Below are 23,893 nucleotides of genomic sequence, written 5' to 3'. Positions count from 1 at the left end.
CAGTCTCGCGGAATGGCTCGAAAAAGACAAGGTTTAACTTAACATAGTAATACTATTCGCCAAAGAAAATACTGTGAAAGACATAATTACGGGCAATTTGGCTCCGTTTGGAATTCGCGATGCGAACTTGTCCGTCAGTGTGGTGGTATGGGGCGACAGCCATGCCATGGCTGCGTTGCCAGCCTTTGATACGCTGCTCAAGAACAAAGGGCTTTCTGGCCGGGCGGCAACTCATTCGTCCACCGCCCCGGTGCTCGGCTATTTTATAGAAAAACAGTACGGACTGAGTAAAGATTCGCTGCCATTTAACGATGCAGTAGTCGCGTATATTGAAAAGAAACGCGTCCCTCATGTTGTGTTAATTGCAAATTGGGGGATGTACGATTTGAGCATGAAATCCGCGCTCATTGCCACCGTCAAAAAATTGGTGGCGATAGGTTCTCAACCATGGATTATGCTCCAGGTTCCATCACACCCCGTTCATGTTGGCAAACTGCTTCACCGTTGGCCTGCCGCGCTTTCGGATCTCAATCAAAAACACCTTTGTGGAAAACCTGGAACATGGAATGGGATCGTGGACGCTGACGACAAATTCCTCCATTTACTCACGTCCGCTGGCGCGCGGATTATTGATCCCCGTGCCGCTTTTCTCAATGAGAGGCGAGACCTTTACCAAATCGTAATGGATGGCAAATTTTTATACCGCGATGGGGACCATTTGTCGAAATTTGGCGCTGAAAAAATCCTGATTCCGATTCTGGAAAGATCGTTTTCACCAAGTCTAACAACATCCCAACTAAAGTAAACGAACGTGAAAAACACTATTCGGATTGCGAACATTGGGCGGCCTGTGTTTGCGGTCGAACCTTACTTGGCATGGGCTTTTAATGCTTCAGCGGCGCGCGCGAAGTTGATGCTGTCCAGATAACGTGTGGTCAGGTTGCGAATGCGACCCGCGACGGAACGGCTCAAAGCGTAAAGGAACGGCGCTGCCAGAGCTGGGGCCTCGCGGACCAGTTGTTCAAACGATTCGGCGGAGATTTTAAGCAGGATGCTGTCTTCGTTCGCCATCACGCTGGCGGAGCGGGGTCCTTCATCCAGCAGGGAAATCTCCCCGAAGAAATCCCTCACGCCGATGTTGGAAAGGGTGGTTTCGTGTTGATTCTTCAGGATGTAGGCGCGCACTTCTCCCACTAAAATCAGGTACATCGCATCGCCGTGGTCGCCGGTCAAAGCAATCGTGGAGAATTTTGTCACCCGGATGACTTCCATGTAGATGAGGAAGGAATCGAGCTGGAGCTGGTCCAAGTCGGCAAAGACTTTGATGCGGCGCATTGCGGCGGCGGCCTTGGCTTCGGCAGCCAGCGACGTTCCGGCGGCCACAATGTCCTGGGGGTCTGCCCGGCTTGGGTGCGCGCGGCCCGCTGGGCGCGGCGCACGCGCACATGGGGACGGTCGGTGGGTGGGTGAGCGAGTGGGTTCACGGTCATGGGTCTGCTTGGGGTTGGGGGTTGGGGTTGACCGTGAAAATTGCGTATGGGGTGAACACCCCATGGCGCGCACCCGGGCATTGCCTTACTTTAGTGGTGATGAAAAATTCAGTAACTGTTTCCGCAATGGAAGGTCAGCGGGCGCTCTCTTCCACGTCGCGGCAACCAATGTGAAAGGCATATCCAAGATGAATAGCAAGCAATTAGTTCTATCGGCCTTCGTGGCGTTGGCCGGTTTTCTGCCGTCAAGTCAAGGCGCGGTGATCCTGTCATCAGCGGACGGCTTCGCCGTCCTGGGTGGTTCCACGGTGACCAGCGTCGGCAATACGGTGCTCACCGGAAACTTAGGCGTCTCTCCCGGTCTGGCGATCACTGGCTTTGGCCCGGGCGTCGTGTACGGAACAACCTATGCCGGGGGGACTGTCGCGTCCCAGGCTCAGACGGATGCCCTGTCGGCATATAATCTGCTGGCTGGCGAGGCACCCGTGCAACACTTGACCGGCCAGGATCTGGGCGGACTCACGCTCGGACCGGGCATTCGGGATTTCACCACCTCGGCTCAACTGACGGGCATCCTCACGCTGGACGCGCAGGGGGACCCTAATGCCCGCTTCGATTTCCAGATTGGGAGCACCCTCATAACCGCTAGCAGTTCATCCATTCGCCTGGTCAATGGTGCCCAGGTTGACAACGTGTTTTGGCAGGTCGGGACCTCCGCAACCCTCGGCACCGACACGGCGTTTTTGGGTACCATTCTCGCCAACCAGAGCATCACCTTGAATTCCGGCGCCAGCATGATCGGGCGGGCTTTGGCGTTGAACGGGGCCGTGACCTTGGATAACAACAACATCTCCGCCGTCCCGGAACTGACCACGTTCTGGCAAATCCTCTTGGGCGCGGCGGTCTTCGGCGTGTTGCAGACGGTAACGGTGTGGCGGCGCAAGACCAGCCATAAGTAGGGTAACACCCCATGGCGCACGTCCGGTTTTTCGCGCATAGTTCCACCCATGACAGAACAACACTATCTCCGCCCCTTCCAGCCCATCGTGGTTCCTTTACTGCCGGTGCAAACAAACCGACCCGGAATCCAAATCAACTGGCAGGAAGATGGCTACCAGAGCGTGGCAATTCGGTACCGTCCTATCAAACCGGCCACGAAGGTAACCTGCCTCAGTTTTAACCCAAACGATCAGCCCAGCCCGCTCCCACGGCGGTATCGCCCGGCCGACGCGCTAAAATATTTTTTTCGAAATAACAAGAAGGTAGGTCATTTAAAGGTGCAACCAGGCAATATCCTCTGCGGTTTCACGCTGATGCTCTGCGGCTTGTTCCTGGCACCGTCCTCCCGCGGACAGGAGTCCATCATTGGCGGCGCACAGCCAGCAGCCACGGAGGCGGTGGTACTCCCCAAATCCGTCCCTGACCCCATTGAACCGTTTAATCGGGTAATGTGGTCTTTCAACAAGGGGCTGATGACTGGCGTCATCAAGCCGACCAGCCGGGTTTACCGGTTTGTCGTTGTGAAATCGGTTCGAACCAAAATCGGAAACTTTGGCAAGAACCTCACTTACCCGGGACGTTTGATTAACAATCTGCTCCAGGGAAAGTGGACTGGCGCCCGCGATGAATCCTACCGGTTTGCCTGCAACACCACCGTCGGGGTGGCCGGCATCTTCGACGTGGCGGAACGCTGGCACATTCCGAAGTCCGATGCCGATTTCGGCCAGACGTTCGGCCAGTGGGGCTGGCAGCCGGCCTGTTTTATCATGTTGCCGATTTTTGGACCGAGCAACGAACGGGATACCATTGGCCTGGCCGCCGACACCGCCGCCAACCCCCTGATCTATATCGCACCCTATAAATTAGTAGTTAGCAATCCACTGACGTATCTCGGCCCGTACAGCTATTTCACCTACTCGGTCATGTATAACGACTTTGCCGACACCGTGCGCGAATCGGTGCGATTCAGTCAGGCGGAAACGGATCCGTATTCCGAGATTCAGTATGCCTGGACGTTCGCGCGCAAAAACCGGGTGGCGAACTTCCAAGTGAAGGGAAAAACGGACGAAGCCTCGCTGGAAACCCTCGAATCCGTCTTCTTCACGTTTAAAGACCCGGAGTTCCCCGACCATGGCCAGACCCGGTCGGTGCTGATTCCAGCCACCGGGCGGAAATTGCCGTTCACGTATTGGTTGCAACCGGGAAAAGCGCCCGTGGTGTACATCGTTCCCGGGCTGGGCGCGCATCGGCTCTCCCAACCCTCCCTGGCCCTGGCCGAATTGATTTACAATCAAGGTTTTTCCGCCGTATGCGTCAGCAGCGCGTTCAACGCCGAGTTCATGGAACATGCCTCGACGGCGGCCATGCCCGCTTATCTGCCCGTGGACGGGCGGGATATCCATGGCGCGTTGACGGAAATTGATCGGCGCCTCATGGCGCTTTATCCGGATCGGTTGGGCAAAAAAGTGATGTTGGGTTATTCCATGGGTGCCTATTATTCGTTGTTTGTCGCCGCGAGTACCCCGACAAATCAGGTGCCCTTGATTAAATTTGACCGCTTTGTCGCCATCAACTCCCCGGTCCGCTTGCTTCATGGAGCGGACAAGCTGGACGAATTTTACCGAGCACCTTTGGACTGGCCGGTCGCGGAACGCGCCAACAACATCGAAAACACCTTTCTCAAGGTGGCCGAACTGAGCAAGCACAAGCTCACGCCGTACACCTCGCTGCCCTTCAGTGCCATCGAGTCCAAATTTCTCATCGGCATGACGTTTCGTTTCACGTTGCGCGATGTGATTTTCAGCAGTCAGCAACGCCATAATCAAGCCGTTCTCCAACACCCGATCCGGAGCTTGCGGCGCGACCCCGTGTATCAGGAAATTCTGGCGTATTCCTTCCAGGACTATTTTGAGAAATTTGCGATTCCGTATTATCAGGCCCAGGGCCTGGCCTCACCCACGGCGGAGGTGTTAAAAAGCGCCAATGATTTACGGACGTATGACGCCGCCCTACGCGGCAACCCCAACATTCGCCTCATCCTGAATCATAACGATTTTCTCCTGGCGGACGAGGACCTGGTCTGGCTCCACGCCACCTTTCCCCCGAGCCAGTTGACGGTTTTCGAACAAGGCGGCCATCTGGGGAACCTTAATCACCCCGGAGTGCAGCAGGCTATTTTGGGCGCCCTGTCAGGTTTGAAGTCAGCCCCATCCAAATCCCCCTGACTGCTCACTGATGACTGATGACTTGATTACTGATTACTGTTCACTGCCCCCAGTAGGGTAACACCCCATAGCGCCACCGGGATTTATCCGTATGTTATGGGGAATGGAACTGGATATTTTTTCAGAAAACCAAAAACAAAACATTTCGATTAATAACGGACTATGAAACACAATCACAACCATGATAACCAAGTCAAGTGTACCGGCCCCCAATTGGAACCGGTTCGCTTTGAATTCTCCCATGCCACTGCCACCACGGTTTGTGTGGCGGGAACGTTCAATGACTGGCATCCGACAGCCAAGCCCATGCATCCCTTGGGCCAGGGTCGGTGGCTGAAGGAAACCGTATTGCCAGCCGGCTGCTACGAATACCGCCTGGTGGTGGATGGCCAATGGATTGCCGATCCGCTCGCCAAGGAAACCGTGGCCAACCCGTTCGGCGAACATAACTCGATTTTGAAGGTTGGTAACTCGATGGAGGCAGCCCATCTCGACGAGGCGGAACACTTACCTTTGAAGAACGCCAACGAATCGAAAATTCGAACCCTTTGAACCAGGTGCTCCCAGCCCTTGGGAATGATTTATGTTACAAAGCATTAAAGCGTTGTGCGGCGTCAAACTCGGCGCCAACGATGGCCACATTGGCCAGGTGAAAGACTTCTATTTTGATGATCAAAACTGGACGATCCGTTATCTGGTGGCGGACACCGCCGCGTGGCTGCCGGGGCGCCAGGTTCTGATCTCGCCTCATTCGCTCGGCCGCCTTGACGCGACCGGCGACTTCCTGCGGGTGAACCTGACCCGCAAACAGATTGAGCACAGCCCTTCAATCGAGTTGCACAAGCCAGTGTCGCGGCAATACGAAGAAGACTATTACCGGTACTACGGCTGGCCCTATTACTGGCAAGGGAATGCGGTGTGGGGAATGAGTGGGTTTCCGATTTTGGAAATGCCTGCCACCCCTTTCCAGCGTGAACATACCCCGGCGAGTGATCCGCCGCCGGGTGAACATTCCGATGCCCATCTGCGCAGCACCAATGCGGTGAACGGCTACCACGTCCAGGCCAGCGACGGACCGATTGGTCACCTGTGTGACTTTCTGTTTTACGACCGGACTTGGGAGATCGGGAGACTGGTCATCAAAACCGATGAATGGCTTGCGGACCGGGAAGTGCAACTATCCACCAGTAAAATTGACCAGATCAGTTACGAGGAATCCACCGTGTACGTAAAATTGACCAGGGCCGACATCGAGCAAGGTTCCGCGCTTCATCTGGCTCCGGCGGGTGCGGGGGAATGACGAGGGGGGGCAGTGAAGAGTGAACAGTGATCAGTGATCAGTTGACCGAAACCGGAGAATGCTGAGAGTTAAGGAGGGGGCCTTAATTTGCGCCGACTGACGGCGGCGGCTACGAGTATTATGCAAAGGCCAAAGCGTTCCAGCGGCGGATTGACGTGCCAAATATAGACATTACCGAACGCACAAACATGTCCACACGTGCGTTCATTCGTGGAGCAATAATATGAAACCAGTAAAACATCTTGTATGTGGGTTGGTGGCTCTGGGTTGCATTGGCATCGGGTTGGGCCAGCCTATGTCGAGCTACATGCCCGTCGTCCCCAAAGAGGAGTTCTCCGCCACCATGGCCCGGATGAAGGCGGAGAAAGCAACCGTAATGAAGCGGCAACTGGATCTGCTGAAGGCGCGTTACGATTTACGCAATGACCCCGAGCCCAACGTCACCATGACCCGGGGCAAACCCGTCCAACAAGGCATCCGCGTAAAGCTCACCCCCGGCATGAACTGGGAGCAGTTGACCACCCTGACACCGGAGGAGATCCGTCGCCGCGATCTTTTTCCAGCGGGATTTTTGCCCCTGCCTCATCCCAATCATCCGGATGGCGGCATGCTCTTTCCGCAGTTTGAGATTGAGGAAATGAAGCGGCAAGAAGGACGGGACCTGACCCGGTTCGATCTCGATTTCGATTTGCCGGACCATTTCCTCCCGGAATTCCCCGCCCCCATCTTTTTGACGACCCGCCCGGACTTGGGCGACGTCACGCACGGCAAACTCGTGACGATGGACAATTACTTTGAATTGTTCGACGGCATTTTGAACCCCAAACAAATCGAAGGACTGCGACTCCTGTTGACCCCGTTTCCGCAACAACAATTCAATCAAACCAGCGACCGCCGTTCCGAGCGGCCGCACCGTGGTGTGGCCTGCTTCGATTGTCACGCCAATGGACACGCCAACGGGGCCACCCATCTGGTCGGCGACGTGCGCCCGCAGGAATACCGGCATCGGCTGGATACGCCGTCGTTGCGAGGCGTGAATATCCAACGCCTGTTCGGTTCCCAGCGGGCGTTGAAATCCGTGGAGGATTTTACGGAGTTCGAACAACGTGGCGCCTATTTCGACGGTGATCCGGTGATCGCGACGAAAAAGGGCGTCAATGTTCTGGAGCGGGGCAGCCAAGTGCATTTTATGGCGGAGTTTCAGGCGCTGCTCGATTTTCCGCCGGCGCCGAAACTCGACCTGCTTGGGAAATTGGATCCCCAGAAAGCCTCCGCAGCGGAACTCCGGGGGCAGGATCTCTTCTTTGGCAAGGCCCAATGTGTGCTTTGCCATGCGCCGCCGTATTATACCGACAACTCGATGCACAACCTGAAAGTGGAACGGTTTTTTAAAACCAAGACCATCAATGGCCGGGTTGCCAGCGCGGATGGCCCGATCAAAACCTTCCCTTTGCGCGGGATCAAGGATTCCCCGCCTTACCTCCACGATGGGCGGCTCCTGACCCTGGCGGACACGGTGGAATTCTTTAACCTGGTGCTCGGCACCAAGCTGAACGGCGCGGAGAAAGGCGATCTGCTGGCCTTTCTGCTCGTTTTATAAGATGGTTTGCTGCCCGGCTGGCCTCGGTGTTTGCCCTGCGGCCGCCTGACGGCGAGCGCAAGGCACGGGTTGGCTACCGGAGCGGGGCACGACACACGATATGACGTGGCGCCCGCACGGTTAACCATCCTATACCTGCCGGCGGATGCAATCGTCGGTGATCAGGGTTTTGGCGTCGGGATAATGTTGGGGAATGCCGGGGGTGGTGACGGGTTCGCCGCGCCCGGCACTGCCGACCATCAAGAAACCTGCTTCCGCCCCAACCGCCGCCAGCTAATCATGCCCAACAAGCTCAAACCCGCCAAAGCCCACGTGGAAGGCTCGGGAACGGCGGCGGCATTCACGGCAAACAGGGGAACTGAATCGTACGCAAACGTATTTCCCACGAAACGGGCGGAATCGCCGATGGTCCAACCGGGATCGCCTGTTTGATTTTTTGATGCAAGGGATGCCTGCCATTGCCCGTAATCACCGGAATCAACCGTAAGCACCACCCAATACGTGGTGTTGGCGGCGAGCGTCGGACTGGTTAGCGCGTTGAAAGTCACATCACTGGCAGTTCCATAGGGGGTGGTGTAAGTAAAGCTGCCGAGATCGTATAAGGATGACCCTGGATTACTGGCTACGTCATTATAGACAAAGGCATGATAATGCACCACGCCATCGCCCATGAATCCCGGTATTTCTCCATTGTTTAATTTCGCGGTAATCCCACCCAGGACGGCGCTTGAGCCACCAACGGTAAAGGATGCCGCAGTTCCTGTGTCATTAACGCTGTAATTTGTATCATTGGGTTCACCGAGATTCCCGATCAACACGGCCGCCTTCGCGGGGAAGCCCGCAGCCAATCCAGCGGCGAGCAACAGCAACGAGGAATGACGCAAGGCTCGAAGCCTTGGAGAGAGGTTCAGCAGATTTTTCATAATTGTTGTTTGATTGTTCAAAATGCCTTCCAGCCTCAGGAAGGCACCCCGGACATTTATCAAAACTAATTTATCGGTCAACAAAAACTTGTGCGTTGCCGCATTTTTTTGATGCAGGTCAAAACCCCATTTTGCCGCAGGGAAGCGGCTGACTGCTAAAAAACTCGTTTTTACGGCCTTTTTCTCGTTCAGAACTACTCTTCCCGGAGTCACACTGGGCTGTTCCAAGATCAGGGATCAAGGTTGCGGGTGGATGCAATCATCGGTGATCAAGGTTTTGGCGGTGGGATAATGTTTGGGGATGCCGGGGGGGGGAAAGCAGTGATCAGTTAACCGGTGCTATCGGTGGCGGCTCTTCGTGGAGGAAATAAGCGTGAGCGGCGTCCGCGGCGGCTTGATCGGCATTGGGAACCTGTTGCGCCAAAAGTGGCGGAACATCAGTCTCTTTCTTTTTGCGGCGGGCGGCACGCTTTGGTTTGGCGGTGGGGGCCAACGGGGCGGTGATCTGTTCGTAAAGCTGGAACAGGTATTCGACTCGCTGACGGTCTGTCTCGAATGATTCTTTGCGATAACAACGATCCACGGTGCGGTCGAGGGTGGCATGGGCTTTGGCCAATGCGGCGGGCATGGCGACGGGATCGTAAAGATCGGCCAGCGTGGACTTGGGAAACTTGGCCCGCACATCCAGCACTGCCTGCGCGGCTGCTTCGACTGTTTTCCGTTGGGCTGGGCTGGGGTTCTCGGGCCAAGGGAAGTTGTTATAGACGACGCCAGCAGAATAACGGTAATCACTTTTCAACCGCCCACATACATGCTTTACCCAAGCCATGTGCATGGCAGACGTTAAAACAGCAAAATGAAATAGCGTCGCATCTGGCAGAATGAGGCAGCTATCCCCTGCCAAGATGTGTGCTTGAACGTAGCCAATGGGAATGTAATGGCGGCGTTCAGAACTATGCCGTGGGATCAGCAAGTAATCGCTTTTCGGCATGTTCTCCACATGAAAACGGGTCGGCGTTAAGGCGAGTTTTCGGGTGGGGCTGCTTCTGCTGGCTTCGCGAAACTTGCGCACCGCTTCGATCCGCTTCATTACTTCGGGCGTCCGCCGCAGCGTTTGCGGCTCGGCATCACCAAGCCACAAAATCCAGCGCGGTTTGTTATAAAGAAAATCGTCCGCTCCAAAGAATGGGTGGAAATAGGCTTTGGCATTCGGCTCCAACTTAAGGAATTCACGCTTTTCCGCCTCGGTGAAAAGATAATTGCCGTCATCAATTGGCTTATTGCCAATCCCCATCTCGGGTGAGTTGCACAGCGCATTCGTTCGATTGATTAGCGCATAATCCCCACCTTGAAAAAGATAAGGGCTGACATTCGTAACTTGCGTGCAGGTGGGATTGTCACCGCCTGTTTCGTAGTCGGTAATGAATTTGCTCTCAACCTCGCCAGCCCCAAAACCAATGATAACGACATGCACATGTGCTTTGCCGCGCGCTTCGCTCTCCCACGGAAAAGTCCGGTGCGCAAAATGAATCTTCATCTGATGCCGTGCGAAAAGATCGCCCCATAGGACACCCGGTTGTTCGCCCTGGCTGATCGAGTTGGTGGAAACGAACGCGCAACGAATCGTCGTTCCTTTCACATAATCCGCCGCCTTGAAATACCAGCCGGTAACGTAGTCGAGCGTGCCGCCATTTTTGACAAGGCCACAAATGCCACCCAAATCAGCCTTTTGCTCTGCGTTTAACAGCTTTGCGCCCACAAACGGCGGGTTCCCCAAAATGAATGAGCATTTTTTCGGCGCAAGGACCCTACTCCAATCCGTGCGCAGCGCATTCGCTACGAGGATGTGCGGGGAGGAATGCAGCGGCAACCGCAGCACCAGTTGGGAGAATGCCTGCGAAAGGGCGATGTTGGCTTGATGATCGGTGAGCCACAGTGCGACTTCCGCGATGCGGGCCGGGAATTCCTCGATCTCGATGCCGTAGAACTGGTGGACGTTGAGTTTGGAAAGTTTATTAACGTAATCCAGTGCCATTTCATGCTGGTGACCGTGCAATTCCAGCAGCACTTCCAATTCCAGCTTGCGCAGTTCACGGTAGGTGATGACCAGAAAATTGCCGCACCCGCAGGCGGGATCGAGGAACGTCAGGTTGGCCAGTTTAGCATGGAATTCCTCCAGCCGGGCGGTGCGGCGGGTGGAACGGTTGGTCTTGATGCTTTCAAACTCTGCCCGCAGATCATCCAGAAACAGTGAACGAATGAGTTTCAGGATATTCTTTTCCGCCGTATAATGCGCGCCCACCTGGCGGCGCTCCTTGCTGTCCATGACGGCTTGGAAGAGCGATCCGAAGACGGCGGGGGAAATAGTCTCCCAATGAAAGCGGCAACAGGCCAGCAGCCCATTACGCATGTCGGCATTGAAATCCGCAAACTCCAGCTTCTCGGAAAAGAGTTCGCCGTTCACATACGGGAACTGGCTCAGGTCCTCATCCAGGTTCTTTTGGCGTTGCGTGGTATCCGTGTTGAGAATGCGAAACAGATGTGCCAAACGGAGACCGAGATCGGAGCCATCCTCGGCGGTACGATCGCGGATTAACAATTCAAAACCTTTGGTCGGGAAAAGGCCGGTGTCTTCAGCGAAAAGACAAAAGAGGATGCGGACCAGGAACCGTTTGAGTTCGTGCCCAGTGTAGCCGCCATGCTCCAAGGCATCGTGCAGGTTGCACATGAGCTGGGTGGCTTCGAGGTTTGCGGGGCTTTCCGGGTCCAGCCGATGCTGGGTATATCCGGCGACGAACGCAAAATGGCGGATATGCTTGTGAAACTCTGCGAGCGGAAACTCAATGCTGGGCGGCAACCGTTGCAACAGCGGGGCATCCGGGTCTTGTTCCGGCTCCAAATCATGCAACGCAACGCGCGTGAAATCAGAGACGAGCAGCCAACGGGGAATTTCCGCATCGCGCCCGGAGTTCTTCAAGCCGCGAATGTAATCCATGCCTTGCGCGTGGGCTTTGCCGAGGTCCGCCCCGGCGGTCTTGTGCTCGACGAGCAGTTTGCCGGGCCAGAACAGGTCAATGAAGCCCCAATCCCCTGAGAGTTTCTTGACCGGCTCCTCGAACGTGGCCACGGTGCGGCGGCGGATGCCGAACACATGGAAGAACTCATTCCAGAACGTTTGGCGCTCGGCAGCCTCGCGGGTTTCGCCTTGCCACTCGTTGGCAAAGGCGATGGCGCGGTGACGAATCTCATTCCACGAAAGTGGCATGGGCGAAGCATAGCAAACGAGGCGGCGGGGTCAATGAGAAGGTGAGGATGGAACAAAGGGCCGAAGGCTCGTCATGTGATAGCCCGGGCTGAAGGCCCGGAAATAAGTTTCCCGCCAACCGCCCCGCCCTGTAAGGGCGGCACCACCGTTGCGGGTGGCAATCATGGAATGGAACATCCCTCCCTTTCAGGGCGGTGGCAACAAGGTGGTTCATCGTTTCCTTGGGGCTTCACCCCAAGCTATCACATCACGGGCTTTCAGCCCGGTGCGGTCTATGCGGGGAACAGGGCATGACCTCCGGAAAGCCGTCCAATACACCTCTTGGACACCTACGAAGGATAAACGGCGGAAGCTGTCGCCCGTAGCCGTCGAGGTAAGGAGACGGATGACTTGCGTGGCGGGTCATTATTGCGGGAGCGGTCAAGGAGCGTCCGGTTGAATCCGCCTCATTACTTCGGCGGCTACGGGGAGAGGAGGAAGGCGATCTGCCGGCCTTGCGGCGCGTTCTACATGACGGTTTGATGCCCGGAGGGCCGCTGTGTTTGCCCTGCGGCCGCCTTGCGGCGGGCGCAGGGCACGGGTCGGCTACCGGAGAGGGTCGCTACACACAATATGACGCGACTCCCGCACAGTTACCGAACTGCCCTTCGGTGAAGCCTCGAGTGGTGGCGCAGAATTCTGCGTACCGGCTTCGCTGAAGATTTGGTCGGCCGGGCAATCCCTGGATCGCCAGGCCAAAAGTGACGCGAGGACAAGGAGCGTGGAATCAATCGCGAGATTGACCAGCCCGATATGTTTGCCGCCGATCGTTCCAAAGCAGCCGCATTCAATATTCAATCCGCGCACGAGCGCCGATACAATGATGGCGAAAAACAGCACCGTCAGGCTGGTGATGACCAGCGCGGCGGCCTGCAGCCAAATGCCGGCCAGCACAAACAATCCAGCCGTGACCTCCAGCCAGGGGACCAGGATCGCCACCAGGTTGATCAGTTCGTGCGGCACCAGCCGGTAGTTGCTCACGTCCTGGGCAAACTTGGCGGGATCGGCGATCTTGAGGGCGCCAGCGGCCACAAACGCCCCGCCCACGAGCAAACGCAGCATCGCGTTAACGCAGGATCCGAGCGGTGAGGTTTTCATTTTTGACCTCCCTTGGTCGTCGGCAGCCCCGCCTGGCGCCAAGCGGCCCAGCCATTCGATAGGAGATGGATATTTGTGTAGCCCTGCTGGCGCATCGTTGCGGCCAGACGATGGCTGAGGTCGCATTCCTTGCCTTCGCAATAGAGGACCAGCAGCGACTCCGGCGTCAGCATGGGCGCTATTTCACCGAAATGTCGCGCGAACGATAATGCGGGCAGATTCAGCGCGTTCCCGATATGGCCGGCGGCGTAATCCTCCGGCGCGCGGGCGTCCAGAAAGAAAGCGCCGCCGAGTTGCCAGAGTTCCCTGGCTTGGGTGAGCGAAATGAATGCTTCCGCTTTGGTGGTTTGCCGGGGCGGAGTAATCCAGGGCAGCCCGCGCGGCGAGAGCTGATTGCCCGCCACGCCCACCCCGAGACCGAGTAGAACGATGCTCAGGGCTTGCGTCAACGGTGCTTTCAGCCAGGCATTCATGGTTTGAACACATGGACAATGACGGGCACTTCAATCCGGGACTGCGCCGCCACCGAAGTTTCAAACGACAAATTGCCGCTGACGGTGCTCGGCGGCACCGTATCCAGACGGGCGATCAACTCATAGAACTTGCCGTCCTCCTTGGGCACCAGTTCCACCTTGATGCCCTGAATGGAGCTTTGCAGATTCTTCAAGTCAAACGCCTTGCCATTGGCCGTGCGAATGGTCACCCGCCGGGTCGTCATGGATTCCGGGCGCTCCGCCACCGTGTTCGTCGTGTCCACGACGCTCCAATACAGGGCTTCGGGACTGAGCGAGACCTCGCCCATAATCTGGCCATACACGTAGATGCTCGATACGGGAACGTTGGTCTGCTCAACAGAATAAATATGGACGTATTCGTTGAAACGGCGCGGCGACCCCTCCCGTTGAATGGCCACCCGAATGCGCGCAGTCGCCGCCTCCGCCTTGGCGCCTGGCTCGACGGTCACCGTGATCCAGGGCTGGGAGGCGACGAGCTTCCCAAGGCGAATCGGTTTTCCGTCGGTGCGGGTAATCGTAGTGTATTGGGCGGCATCGTTCGTGCCGAACTCGAGTTTGGGGGAAAGCGTCAACGGATTGACATCGTAAAGCGGCGTGTAATCCGCCTTGATGGTGAGTGACACGTCCGGCGTCAACGGATCGTTGGATTTCACCGCAATGCGCTTGTCCAACTGGGCCTTGAGCAGGCCGAGATGCAGGGTAAACGGCAATTCGCCCGTTTCACCCGGCTTGAGCGTATCCGGTTTCACCTCGGCGACCGTGCAGCCGCAGGAGGGTTTGGGCGCTTCGATTTTGAGTACGCCGTCGCCCACGTTCTTGATCTTGAAGACGCCGGTCACGGTTTCCACCAGCGAGGTCTTGCCAAAATCATAGACCATGCGGTCAAACTGAATTTTGGGTGTGCCCTCGGCCTGCGCGGCAACGCACAGCGCGCCCAGCCAGAGCGCCCCGGCTAAAAGTGAAGTTGTCTTTTTCATACGTGTTTTGGTTTTCTTAATTGTTATTCGTACTGTGTTTGGTTGAAAATCCAGCCGCAGGCACTTGCCCGCGGCTGGGATGATCGCCCCGCGGAATCGGGTGTCTTATGGCGTAATCATGACCCGATAGAACCGTCCGTCTCCTTTGGTTTTCGTGGTATCCGTGATGGGCAGGTTCCCGCCCGTTCCGACCACGGTTACCAAGTTGATCCAAGTCGGGTCATTCGCATTATTCTTATATTGCACGGTGTACAATTTCCCGCTCTTGGTCGGCAAGGTGACGCTGAAGAAACCGTTGACCACCGATGCCTGGCCGATGACCGGCATGAGCATTGGTGCGGGGAATCCCGGCGGGATGACCGGCACCACCGGGCCAAGGCAATTCGCGGCGGCAGCCACGGTGCGAGCCTGACAGATGTCCAAGCCGGTGGCCGTGACCGTGTTGGTGGCGGTGAACCGGACCACACTATTGGTCGTGAAGGTGAACACGGCGTTCGTGATGAATGTGGTCACCACGTTGGTCGTGAAGGTCGTGACACTGTTCGTGGTCAGAATGGTTCGCTCCGGGCGGAGGTAATAGAACAGGTTGAGCCCGTATCCCACATCGGTGGCCGTAAAGGTCAAGGCGCTGAGGAAGTTCGTCCCAAGACTCAGGCGATCGGTGGCGACATGCGTCACAGGGTCAATGGTCCCGATGATGGACCCGTTCGTGTCATGCCGGAGATAGGCGAAAATCGCAGTACCCCAAGTGGACACGGTGCCAGGCACAAAGACCATCGAATCAAAGTTGGCGTTGGTGCCAACGGCGTAACGGTCGGTGACCACCATGGCCCCGGCTATGGAGACGGTTCCGAGGACGGCAATGCCGTTGGTCTGGCGGAGCGAATAGAGGAGATTGGCTCCATACCCACTCACGTCCGCGGCCGCAAAGGCCAAGGCCTTGTAGCCGGTGCCGGGCAGGGCCGGGGCAAGATCCGCTGAGGAAGAGGCACCCGCAGCTTTGATGACGCCGAAGGTCGAGACACTGCTACTGTCATGATTGACATAATAGAAGTTCTTCGCCCCGTGGCCAATATCAGGGGCCGCCAGCGTCAGCGCATCGTAATTCGTCGTGCTCAGGCTGAACCGATCCGCGACCACGCCGACAAATGGCGGAATGGTGGAGATCGTGACAAACTGATCCGGCCCGGCGGCGGGATGGCGCGTGGTGTAAAACAGCGTGGGTCCCCAGTTCTGATCCTGGTCCGCAAACATCAACGTATGCAAGTTCGAGACGACGTTGAAACGATTCGAGAGTATCCCACTGACGGGGTCAATGGTCCCGAATGTGGGCACCACGTTGTTCGTCGAAACGGTGACCGTTGTATTTGTGGCAATGACGTTGGCCACGTTCGTCGTGATGGTGCTGCCGCTGTTGGTCACAATCGTCGAGTTCGTCGTCGGGCTGGAACCACCCGTGGCAATATAGCTGCCCGCAAACGGCGCGGAAGCTCCAGGGGCAAGCGTGATCGGTCCGAGCACCAGGACGTTGCTCGGCTGACCGCTGATCACGAAGACGTTCGTCAAGGTGATATTGCCGGGGTTGCTGACCACGCCACCGAATGCCACCGAACTACCCGCCGACACGGGTCCAGGCGGACAACTCTCGGTGATGGCGATGCCGGGGGTGGTGAGGATCGGGCAATTCGCCGAGGCGGTGTTGGTGATGGCGATGCCGGTGTTGGCATCTCTGCCAGTAACCCGCAGCGTGTCAGCCGAGAAACAGGCGTTCAGCGGCACGAGATAGCTGCCAGTGAAGTTGGTGCTCGCTCCGGGAGCGAGGGTGATTGGCCCCAACACCGGTGTATTCGGAGCCGGTTGGCTATCCACGACGATGACATTGGTCAGCGTGACGTTACCCGTATTGGCAATGAGGCCCGAGAATACCAAGGTGCCTCCCGCTGCGACTGGCAGTGGCGGACAGAGTTTGACCACTGAGATTGCGGGCGTGGTGAAGATTGGGCAGGCAGAACTGGCCGTATTGGTGACCGGCGCACCGCAGAGACTGGTGGCACGCGCCGTCGAGGTGCTCGGCGTGGGGCCGATGGCCGGAGCGATATAACTGCCAGTGAAGTTCGCGAACGCACCGGGAACCAGCGTGGCGATCGAGAGGATCGGGGTGTTTCCGCTTTGGTCATTGGTCACCACGATATTGTTCAAGGTGATGTTACCCGCATTACTGACGGTGCCACTGTACGTGAGCAGGCTGCCCGGAGTCGCCGGGATAGCCGGACAGTTCTGGGTGACCGCGAGCAGAGGCGACGTGGTGATCGGACAGGTCGCGCTGGCTGTATTGGTGACGGCGATCCCGCAGAGGCTTTGGGCCGTGACCGTCGAGATACTCGTGGCCGAGCAATTGGTCGGGGCCAGATAGCTACCGGTAAATCCGACGACCGCCCCCGGAGCCAGCGTGGCCACCATGAGGATCGGGGTGGACCCGCTTTGATTATTGGTCACCACGATATTGTTCAAGGTGATGTTGCCGGCGTTGCGTACCGTGCCGCTGTAGGTGAGCAGGCTGCCCGGAGTCGCCGGGGTGGCCGGACAGTTCTGGGTGACCGCGAGCAGAGGCGTCGTGGTGATCGGACAGGTCGAGCTGACCGTATTGGCGACGGGGACCCCGCAGAGGCTCCGGGCTGTGACCGTCGAGCTGCTCGTGACCGAGCAATTGGTCGGAACCAGATAGCTGCCGGTAAATCCGACGACCGCACCCGGGGCCAGCGTGGCGGCCATGAAGACCGGCGTGGCTCCGCTCAGAGTATTCAAGACCACCACATTGGTGAGCATGATGTTGCCGGCGTTGCTAACGGTGCCGCTGTACGTAAGGAGGCTGCCTGGAATCGCCGGGGTGCCCGGACAATTTTGGGTGATCGCCAGCAGCGGCGTTGTGGTGATCGGACAGGTCGCGCTGGCCGTGTTGGCGACGGCCATCCCGCAGAGGCTCTGGCCGGTGGCAGTCGAAATGCTCGGGGCGGAACAAATGCTTGGGGCCAGATAGCTGCCAGTGAAGTTCGCGAACTCCCCCGGGGCCAGCGTGGCGATCGAGATGATCGGGGTGTTTCCGCTTTGGTCATTGGTCACCACGATATTGTTCAAGGTGATGTTGCCGGCGTTGCGCACCGTGCCGCTGTAGGTGAGCAGGCTGCCCGGAGTCGCCGGGGTGGCTGGACAGTTCTGGGTGACTGCAAGCAGTGGCGTCGTGGCGACGGGGCAAGTGGTGGTATTGGTTACCCAAGAGCCCTTGCAAGGTTCCTGACTGGTGACGTTGATCGTGACCCCACAGGTGTTGTAAGGAACGGAGAGACTGCCCGTGTATGGCGCCGATTCTCCCGGTGCCAGATCAAGGGGTCCCAAAAATATCTGCTTCGGCCCGACCTGACTGGTGAACACCAGGACATTTGTCAAGATCGCGTCACCCGTGTTGGTCACATAACCGCTGAACCCATACACGCTGCCCATCAGTAACGGACTCGGCGGACAACTCTGCACCGCCGCGATGCCCGGATGGTACAGCAACGGACAGATGGCCGTGGCGGTGGCGATTACATTACTGCCCAGGCAGCGGTCCTGGCCGCGGGCGGTGAGGGTGTCGGTGATCGAGCAACAAACCGGCGGCGCGAGATAACTACCGCTAAAGCTGTAGAACGCTCCCGGCGCAAGGGTAATGGGACCGATGACCGGCGTGTTGTTGGTGGGCTGGTTATTGACGACGTACACATTGACCAGCGTGACATTCCCCAGGTTACTGACGATCCCGGAGAAAACTAACGGGCTACCATGCGGCGTCGGCAGCGCCGGGCAGAGTTTGCTGACGGAAATGAGCGGCGTCGAGCTAATGGGACACGTCGTGGAAGCGCTACTGACCACGAGGTCATAGGTGCAGGCATTCAGACCGCTCGCCGTGACCGTGTCATTGCCACAGAAATCAGGCGGAACCACATACGAGGCGTAGTATCTGGCGAATTCACCAGCCGCCAGCGTAACCGGGCCAAAGATGACGGTCCCGGCGCTCGGCTGCGAGCTTACCAGGGTCACGTTGACCAAGGCGATATTACCGGCGTTGCTGACGATGCCACTATATTGCAACACCTCTCCCGGTCGCGCGGCCGTGGGTGGGCAGAGTTTGGTCACCGCGATCCGTGCCGTGGTGAGGACGACGCACGTCCCCGAGTCGGTATCGGTAACCGTGGATCCGTCGCAGGCTTGGCCGCTCGCCTCCACGGTGCTCCAAGCCACACAACAGTTGACGGGCACCACGAAACTACCTGTGAAGTTCGTCGTCACCCCAGGCGCCAGTTTGGCCAAGGTGAAGATCACCGTGTTAGCGGCGGGCCAATTGTTGACCACTACGATGTTACTTAACGTGGTGTTACCCGAATTTTTGACGCTGACGTTGTAGGTCAGGATGCCGCCTTGCACCACCGGCGTCACGGGACACGTTTGGGTCACCGTGATTTGTGGGTTAATCAGAATGGGACAGGTCGTGCTCACTTTGTTGGTGACGGCGATCCCGCAGATACTCCGTGCGGTGACGGTCGAGGTGCTGGTGATGGAGCAATTGGTCGGGGTCAGATAGCTGCTGGTAAAGTTGGTCACTTCACCCGGAGCCAGTATGGCTACCGTGAGGATGGGCGTGGTGCCGCGCAAAGTGTTCAGCACCACCACGTTGGTAAGCGTGACGTTGCCGGTGTTGAGCACCGCGCCGCTATACGTCAGCACCCCGCCGGGAATCGCCGGACTCACCGGGCAAAGCTGGGTGAGCAAAACGCCCGGCGTGGTATTCAGCGGGCAGGTGGCCGAAGCCGTGTTCGTCACCATGATCGCAGTGCAGTTGTCACTGCCGATGGCCGTCACCGTGCTGCTAACCGAGCAGGCGGCAGGAGCGGTGAAGCTGGTGGTGGTAAAGTTCGCGGTGGCGCCGACGGCCAGCGTCAGCGGACCAATGACCGGCGTATTGGGGGCCGGCTGGTTGTTCACCACGTACACATTATTCAGCGTCACGTTGCCCGCATTGCGCACCGTGCCGCTGTACGTGATCAAACCGCCCGCAGTGGCGGTCACGGCAGGACATGCCAGCGTAACCGCGATGGCCGGGGTGGTGGTCACCGCGCAGGTGGTCACCGCTGTGTTCGTGACCGTGTTGCCGGTGCAAATATCCTTGCTGGTTCCACTGAAGGTGGTAGTAACCGTGCAGACGTCGGCCGGCACCGTGTACGAGCCGGTGAAGTTGGCTGACGCTCCAGGCGCCATGACCGCCACGGTTAATACAACCGTGTTGGCGACGGGCCGATCACTGCGTACAACCACATTCGTCATGCTGAGTTTGCCGGTATTCCGCACCGTGCCACTGTACGTGATCAAACCGCCGGGCGATACCGGGGTGGGCGGGCAAGCTGCCGTCACCACAATTTGCGGTACCGTCAGAATGGGACAGCTCACTGCCGCCGCATTGGTAACGGAGATGCCGCAGATACTCTGCCCAGTGGCGGTCGCAATGCTGGTGACCGAGCAATTCGTCGGGGCCAGATAGCTGCCGGTGAAGTTGGTCACCGCCCCCGGGACCAGTGTGGCGGCCGTGAAGACCGGCGTGGCCCCGCTCAGATTGTTCAGGACCACCACGTTGGTAAGCGTGATATTACCGGTGTTGGCCACCGTGCCGCTGTAGGTCAGCACCCCACCGGGGGTTGCCGGACTCACCGGGCAGACCTGCGTGACCGCAATCCCCGGCGTGGTAATCAACGGGCAGGTGGTCGAGGCGATATTGGTCACCATGGCCGCCGTGCAATTGTCGCTGCCGATGGCGGTCACCGAGCTGCTAACCGAACACGCATTGGCAGGCGTGGTGAAGCTGGTGGTGAAGTTGGCCGTAGCGCCAACAGCCAGCGTCAGCGGACCAATGACCGGCGTGTTGGGGGCCGGCTGGTTGTTTACCACATACACATTATTCAGCGTGACGTTGCCCGCATTGCGCACCGTGCCGCTGTACGTGATCAAACCGCCGGTGCTGGCGGATACCGCCGGACACGCCAGCGTGACCGCGATCACCGGAGTGGTGGTCACCGCACAGGTGGTCACCGCCGTGTTCGTAACCGTGATAGCGGTACACAGATCCTTGCCGGTTCCGCTAAAGGTGGTGGTCACCGAGCAGACATTGGTTGGAACGGTGTACGTGCCGGTGAAGTCGCGCGCCGCGCCGGGTGCCAGCGAAGCGACGGTGAGGATGACGGTGTTGGCGATGGGCCGATCACTGAAGATGACGACATTGGTCAAAGAGCTATTCCCGGTATTCCGCACCGTGCCGCTGTAGGTTAGCGAACCGCCGGGTACCACCAAGGTGGCCGGACAAACGGCGATGATGGCGATTTGCGGCGCCGTGAGGATCGGACAGGTCGTGCTCACCGCATTAGTAACGGCGATGCCGCAGATACTCTGACCGGTGGCGGTCGAGATGCTCGTGGCGGAGCAATTGGTCTGTGCCAGATAGCTGCCAGTGAAGTTGGCTACCGCGCCGGGTGCCAGCGTGGCGGACGTGAAGACCGGCGTGGCCCCGCTCAGATTGTTCAAGACCACCACGTTGGTGAGCGTGATGTTACCCGAATTGCGTACCGTGCCGCTGTACGTCAGCACCCCACCGGGGATGGGCGGACTCACCGGGCAGACCTGCGTGACCGCAATCCCCGGCGTCGTAATCAGCGGACAGGTGGCGGACGCGGTGTTCGTCACCAGAGCGGCCGTACAATTATCGTTACCCATGGCGATCACCGTGCTGCTGACCGAGCACGCATTGGCGGGCGCGGTAAAACTGGTGGTGAAATTGACCGTCGCGCCGGCGGCCAGCGTTAGCGGACCAATGACCGGCGTGTTCGGTGCCGGCTGGTTATTTACTACATATACATTATTCAGCGTGACGTTGCCCGCATTGCGCACCGTGCCGCTGTACGTGATCAAACCGCCGGTGCTGGCGGACACGGCTGGACACGCCAGCGTAACCGCGATGGCCGGGGTGGTGCTGACCGCGCAGGTAGCCACCGCGATGTTCGTAACGGTGGTGGCGCTACACATATCCAGGCCGGTTCCACTAAACGTGGTGGTCACCGAGCAAACGTTGGTCGGCACCGTGTACGTGCCGGTGAAGTTGGCCGACGCACCCGGCACCAGCGAGGCAACTGTGAAAACGACGGTATTGGCGCTGGGGCGATCACTGACCACGACCACGTTGGTCAAGATGCTGCTGCCGGTATTCCGCACCGTGCCACTGTAGGTTAGCGAACCGCCGGGCAGTCCCGGGGCGACCGGACAAACCGCCGTCACCGCGATTTGCGGTGCCGTCAAAATTGGACACGTTGCACTCGCTATATTCGTAACGGAGAACCCGCACCGGCTCACGGCACGAACCGTCAGCGTGTCGGTTACCGAGCAATTGGTCGGCGCCAAATAACTACCAGTGAAATTGGTCACCGCCCCGGGTGCCAGGGAAACCACGGTAAGCACCGGCGTATTGGGAGCCGGCTGATCATTGACCACCACAATATTGGTCAACGTCACGTTGCCGGTATTACTGACACTGCCGGAGAAAGTAAGCAACTGGCCGGGAGCGACCGCCAGCGGAGGACACGTTTTGGTCACTTTAATTCCCGGCGTTAACGTGTTCTGGCAGACGATGGTGGCGATATTGGTCACCAAGCGCGGAGTGGACGTGAAGTCATCGCTCGCCTTGACGGTCAGGGTGGCCGTGCTCGGCACGCAGGGATTCAAGGGTACCCAGCTTCCGCTGAACGGGGCCACCTGGCCGATGGCAAGGTTGGTGGGGAAAAGCACCGTGAAGTACCCAGCTTCGTGGAAGTTCGTCACCGTCACCCCGATCAGCGTGTTGTTACCGCAATTGGTCACTGTTCCGGAGAACGAGATTGCACCGTTCTCACCCACGCCGCCGACGCATTGCGCGAGGATCGCAACGCAGGGCTCGTTCACTTGGGTGTTCACTTCCTGAAAAGCGCCACCGACGCTATTCACGTCGTTTTGGTGAATGGTTCCGATATCCCGCGCCTGGGCCACCACGGTGCCATCCGGTTTGATATCGACGGCGCGGACGGTATAGCCGACCACGTCGGGATAGTAATCCGACTCAGCGTTATGCAGCGCGGTGCGCCGCAACGTGACGTAATTGGTCACGCCGTCCGGCGTGACGATGAACGCCACAATGTCGGAGGCATCGCACGCGATGCGCCCGCTACCCACGATCCCGTTGATCACATTGATACTGTAAAAAATCCGGTCGCCGATGTGTACGTCGGGAATGGACGTGTAGAGCGTGATCACCAGTCCGCTGCCGGCGCAGTTCGTCGGACTCCGGTCGGCGCGGGCGGTCGGCGCGCCGCCCAGCAGGAACACAGCTCCTGCCAGCAAGGCCATCAGGTTGAACAGAAGGGGCAGCTTGCGACCCGCAGATGGTTTTCCATTGTCCTGGAATGAAGGACCTGACGGTTGAACGCGGCTGCTCGGCTCGCATTGCTGTATTAACGTTTTCATAGTTTTCAATTTATTTACGTTGGGTGCGAGTCCGGCTTCGTGATTAGCGATGGCGATGGCGCGCGGTCTGATCTGATGATCCTGTGGACAAGCATTCTGTTTCACGCCACTACAATACGGGAAAGGATTGCGACATTCTATGGGGTGTTCACCCCATGGTGGTGGTTGGGGTTGGGTTGAGGTTTTCTTTTTAAAAGTGGTCATAATCGGGTCATTTCTTCCGGTCCTGGTGGTCTTGAATGAAGATCCGAAACACGAGATAGAACCCGCCGGCCGCGGCGGCGAGAAAGCAGAGAATACCCAGACCAGGATACCCCAGGATACGAAAATTACTGGGGACCTGCATCAGGAGCGACGCCCCCATGATCAGCGCGGCGAGGATGATGCCGGTCGTGATTCGATTGGCGATCTTTTCAAATCCTTCCACCACCAATTTCGCATCCACGGCTTTAATCTTGACTTCCAACTCGTGATTGGTGATCACGTCCATGATATGGTTGAGGCGGGCGGGCAGGCCGCCGACAAAATGCTTCATTTCCAACATCGAACTGAAGAAACTGCCTTGGGTGGCATTTTTCAGCAGGCGTTTGGACATCAGCGCGCTCGCATGGCGGCGGACGCACGCATTCGGGTCAAACGCCGGATCGAGAATCTTGCCGACTTCATCCAGTTGCAGCATGGTTTTGCCCAGCAACGTCAGTTCACTGGGAACGAACAGGCCGTTTTCGGCGGCGTTCATGCTGATTTCCAGCACGGCGCGCCCCACGTTGATCTGCTGCAGTCCCTGATCCTGGCGGGAAGCCATCAGTTGGTCAATCCGGTGGCGGAATTCGGTTTGGTTAAAATCCTCCCGCGTCTGACTGAAGCGGATCACGAGGTCGGTGGCCGCGTCAC

General features: G+C 58.0%; 14 protein-coding genes. 6 read left to right on the top strand and 8 right to left on the bottom strand.

The window, feature by feature from the left end; genetic code table 11:
• The first annotated feature begins 73 nt into the window (after nt 1-73).
• Nucleotides 74-805 (top strand): SGNH hydrolase domain-containing protein, encoded by a 732-nt coding sequence (locus tag WCO56_20170; GenBank protein ID MEI7731900.1) that lies wholly within the window; start codon nt 74-76, stop codon nt 803-805.
• 62 nt (nt 806-867) lie between these two features.
• Here WCO56_20170 and WCO56_20165 read toward each other — a convergent pair whose 3' ends face one another.
• On the bottom strand, nt 868-1,383 hold the full coding sequence (locus WCO56_20165; GenBank protein ID MEI7731899.1) for a cyclic nucleotide-binding domain-containing protein: 516 nt from the start codon (nt 1,381-1,383) through the stop codon (nt 868-870).
• A gap of 295 nt (nt 1,384-1,678) precedes the next feature.
• Between WCO56_20165 and WCO56_20160 the strand changes: the two genes are divergently transcribed.
• The 5 genes from WCO56_20160 (at nt 1,679) to WCO56_20140 (ending at nt 7,614) form a co-directional block, all read left to right on the top strand.
• Nucleotides 1,679-2,449 carry an ice-binding family protein gene (locus WCO56_20160; GenBank protein MEI7731898.1) on the top strand — a complete coding sequence of 257 codons (771 nt, stop codon included), beginning with the start codon at nt 1,679-1,681 and terminating at the stop codon, nt 2,447-2,449.
• Between the two features lie 48 nt (nt 2,450-2,497).
• Nucleotides 2,498-4,714 (top strand): VacJ family lipoprotein, encoded by a 2,217-nt coding sequence (locus WCO56_20155; protein ID MEI7731897.1) that lies wholly within the window; start codon nt 2,498-2,500, stop codon nt 4,712-4,714.
• Between the two features lie 162 nt (nt 4,715-4,876).
• Nucleotides 4,877-5,266: a glycogen-binding domain-containing protein gene (locus WCO56_20150; GenBank protein ID MEI7731896.1), complete on the top strand. Its 390-nt coding sequence runs from the start codon at nt 4,877-4,879 to the stop codon at nt 5,264-5,266.
• A 31-nt stretch (nt 5,267-5,297) separates the two neighbouring features.
• Entirely contained in the window at nt 5,298-6,014 is a 717-nt protein-coding gene (locus WCO56_20145) for a PRC-barrel domain-containing protein (GenBank protein ID MEI7731895.1), read from the top strand.
• Nucleotides 6,015-6,309: 295 nt separating this feature from the next.
• Nucleotides 6,310-7,614 (top strand): cytochrome B6, encoded by a 1,305-nt coding sequence (locus WCO56_20140; protein MEI7731894.1) that lies wholly within the window; start codon nt 6,310-6,312, stop codon nt 7,612-7,614.
• A gap of 239 nt (nt 7,615-7,853) precedes the next feature.
• Here the strand turns inward: WCO56_20140 and WCO56_20135 are convergent, their stop codons facing one another.
• The 7 genes from WCO56_20135 to WCO56_20105 form a co-directional block, all read right to left on the bottom strand.
• Nucleotides 7,854-8,537, bottom strand: coding sequence for a choice-of-anchor R domain-containing protein (locus WCO56_20135; protein ID MEI7731893.1), 684 nt, complete (start codon nt 8,535-8,537; stop codon nt 7,854-7,856).
• A 325-nt stretch (nt 8,538-8,862) separates the two neighbouring features.
• The gene (locus WCO56_20130; protein ID MEI7731892.1) at nt 8,863-11,802 is read right to left on the bottom strand and encodes a DNA methyltransferase; all 2,940 of its coding nucleotides are present in this window, start codon (nt 11,800-11,802) and stop codon (nt 8,863-8,865) included.
• A gap of 585 nt (nt 11,803-12,387) precedes the next feature.
• The gene (locus WCO56_20125; protein ID MEI7731891.1) at nt 12,388-12,939 is read right to left on the bottom strand and encodes a MauE/DoxX family redox-associated membrane protein; all 552 of its coding nucleotides are present in this window, start codon (nt 12,937-12,939) and stop codon (nt 12,388-12,390) included.
• Entirely contained in the window at nt 12,936-13,412 is a 477-nt protein-coding gene (locus WCO56_20120) for a rhodanese-like domain-containing protein (GenBank protein ID MEI7731890.1), read from the bottom strand. The genes WCO56_20125 and WCO56_20120 overlap by 4 nt, the downstream gene beginning before the upstream one ends.
• Nucleotides 13,409-14,431, bottom strand: coding sequence for a DUF1573 domain-containing protein (locus tag WCO56_20115; GenBank protein MEI7731889.1), 1,023 nt, complete (start codon nt 14,429-14,431; stop codon nt 13,409-13,411). Before WCO56_20115 ends, WCO56_20120 begins: the two co-directional genes overlap by 4 nt.
• A 105-nt stretch (nt 14,432-14,536) precedes the next feature.
• The gene (locus tag WCO56_20110) at nt 14,537-22,999 is read right to left on the bottom strand and encodes a hypothetical protein (GenBank protein ID MEI7731888.1); all 8,463 of its coding nucleotides are present in this window, start codon (nt 22,997-22,999) and stop codon (nt 14,537-14,539) included.
• Nucleotides 23,000-23,210: 211 nt separating this feature from the next.
• The coding region (locus tag WCO56_20105) for an AarF/ABC1/UbiB kinase family protein (protein ID MEI7731887.1) at nt 23,211-23,893 on the bottom strand (683 nt) is incomplete at its 5' end.

The sequence above is a fragment of the Verrucomicrobiota bacterium genome, from assembly GCA_037139415.1.
Lineage (GTDB): Bacteria > Verrucomicrobiota > Verrucomicrobiia > Limisphaerales > Fontisphaeraceae > JBAXGN01.
This window is presented reverse-complemented; position numbering and strand designations above follow the sequence as displayed.

Excerpts from the sequence above, each read along its gene's own strand:
- WCO56_20160 (MEI7731898.1), top strand. The coding sequence starts at position 1,679 with ATGAATAGCAAGCAATTAGTTCTATCGGCCTTCGTGGCGTTGGCCGGT.
- WCO56_20155 (MEI7731897.1), top strand. The coding sequence starts at position 2,498 with ATGACAGAACAACACTATCTCCGCCCCTTCCAGCCCATCGTGGTTCCT.
- WCO56_20150 (MEI7731896.1), top strand. The coding sequence starts at position 4,877 with ATGAAACACAATCACAACCATGATAACCAAGTCAAGTGTACCGGCCCC.
- WCO56_20145 (MEI7731895.1), top strand. The coding sequence starts at position 5,298 with ATGTTACAAAGCATTAAAGCGTTGTGCGGCGTCAAACTCGGCGCCAAC.
- WCO56_20140 (MEI7731894.1), top strand. The coding sequence starts at position 6,310 with ATGTCGAGCTACATGCCCGTCGTCCCCAAAGAGGAGTTCTCCGCCACC.
- WCO56_20135 (MEI7731893.1), bottom strand. The coding sequence starts at position 8,537 with ATGAAAAATCTGCTGAACCTCTCTCCAAGGCTTCGAGCCTTGCGTCAT.
- WCO56_20130 (MEI7731892.1), bottom strand. The coding sequence starts at position 11,802 with ATGCCACTTTCGTGGAATGAGATTCGTCACCGCGCCATCGCCTTTGCC.
- WCO56_20125 (MEI7731891.1), bottom strand. The coding sequence starts at position 12,939 with ATGAAAACCTCACCGCTCGGATCCTGCGTTAACGCGATGCTGCGTTTG.
- WCO56_20120 (MEI7731890.1), bottom strand. The coding sequence starts at position 13,412 with ATGAATGCCTGGCTGAAAGCACCGTTGACGCAAGCCCTGAGCATCGTT.
- WCO56_20115 (MEI7731889.1), bottom strand. The coding sequence starts at position 14,431 with ATGAAAAAGACAACTTCACTTTTAGCCGGGGCGCTCTGGCTGGGCGCG.
- WCO56_20110 (MEI7731888.1), bottom strand. The coding sequence starts at position 22,999 with ATGAAAACGTTAATACAGCAATGCGAGCCGAGCAGCCGCGTTCAACCG.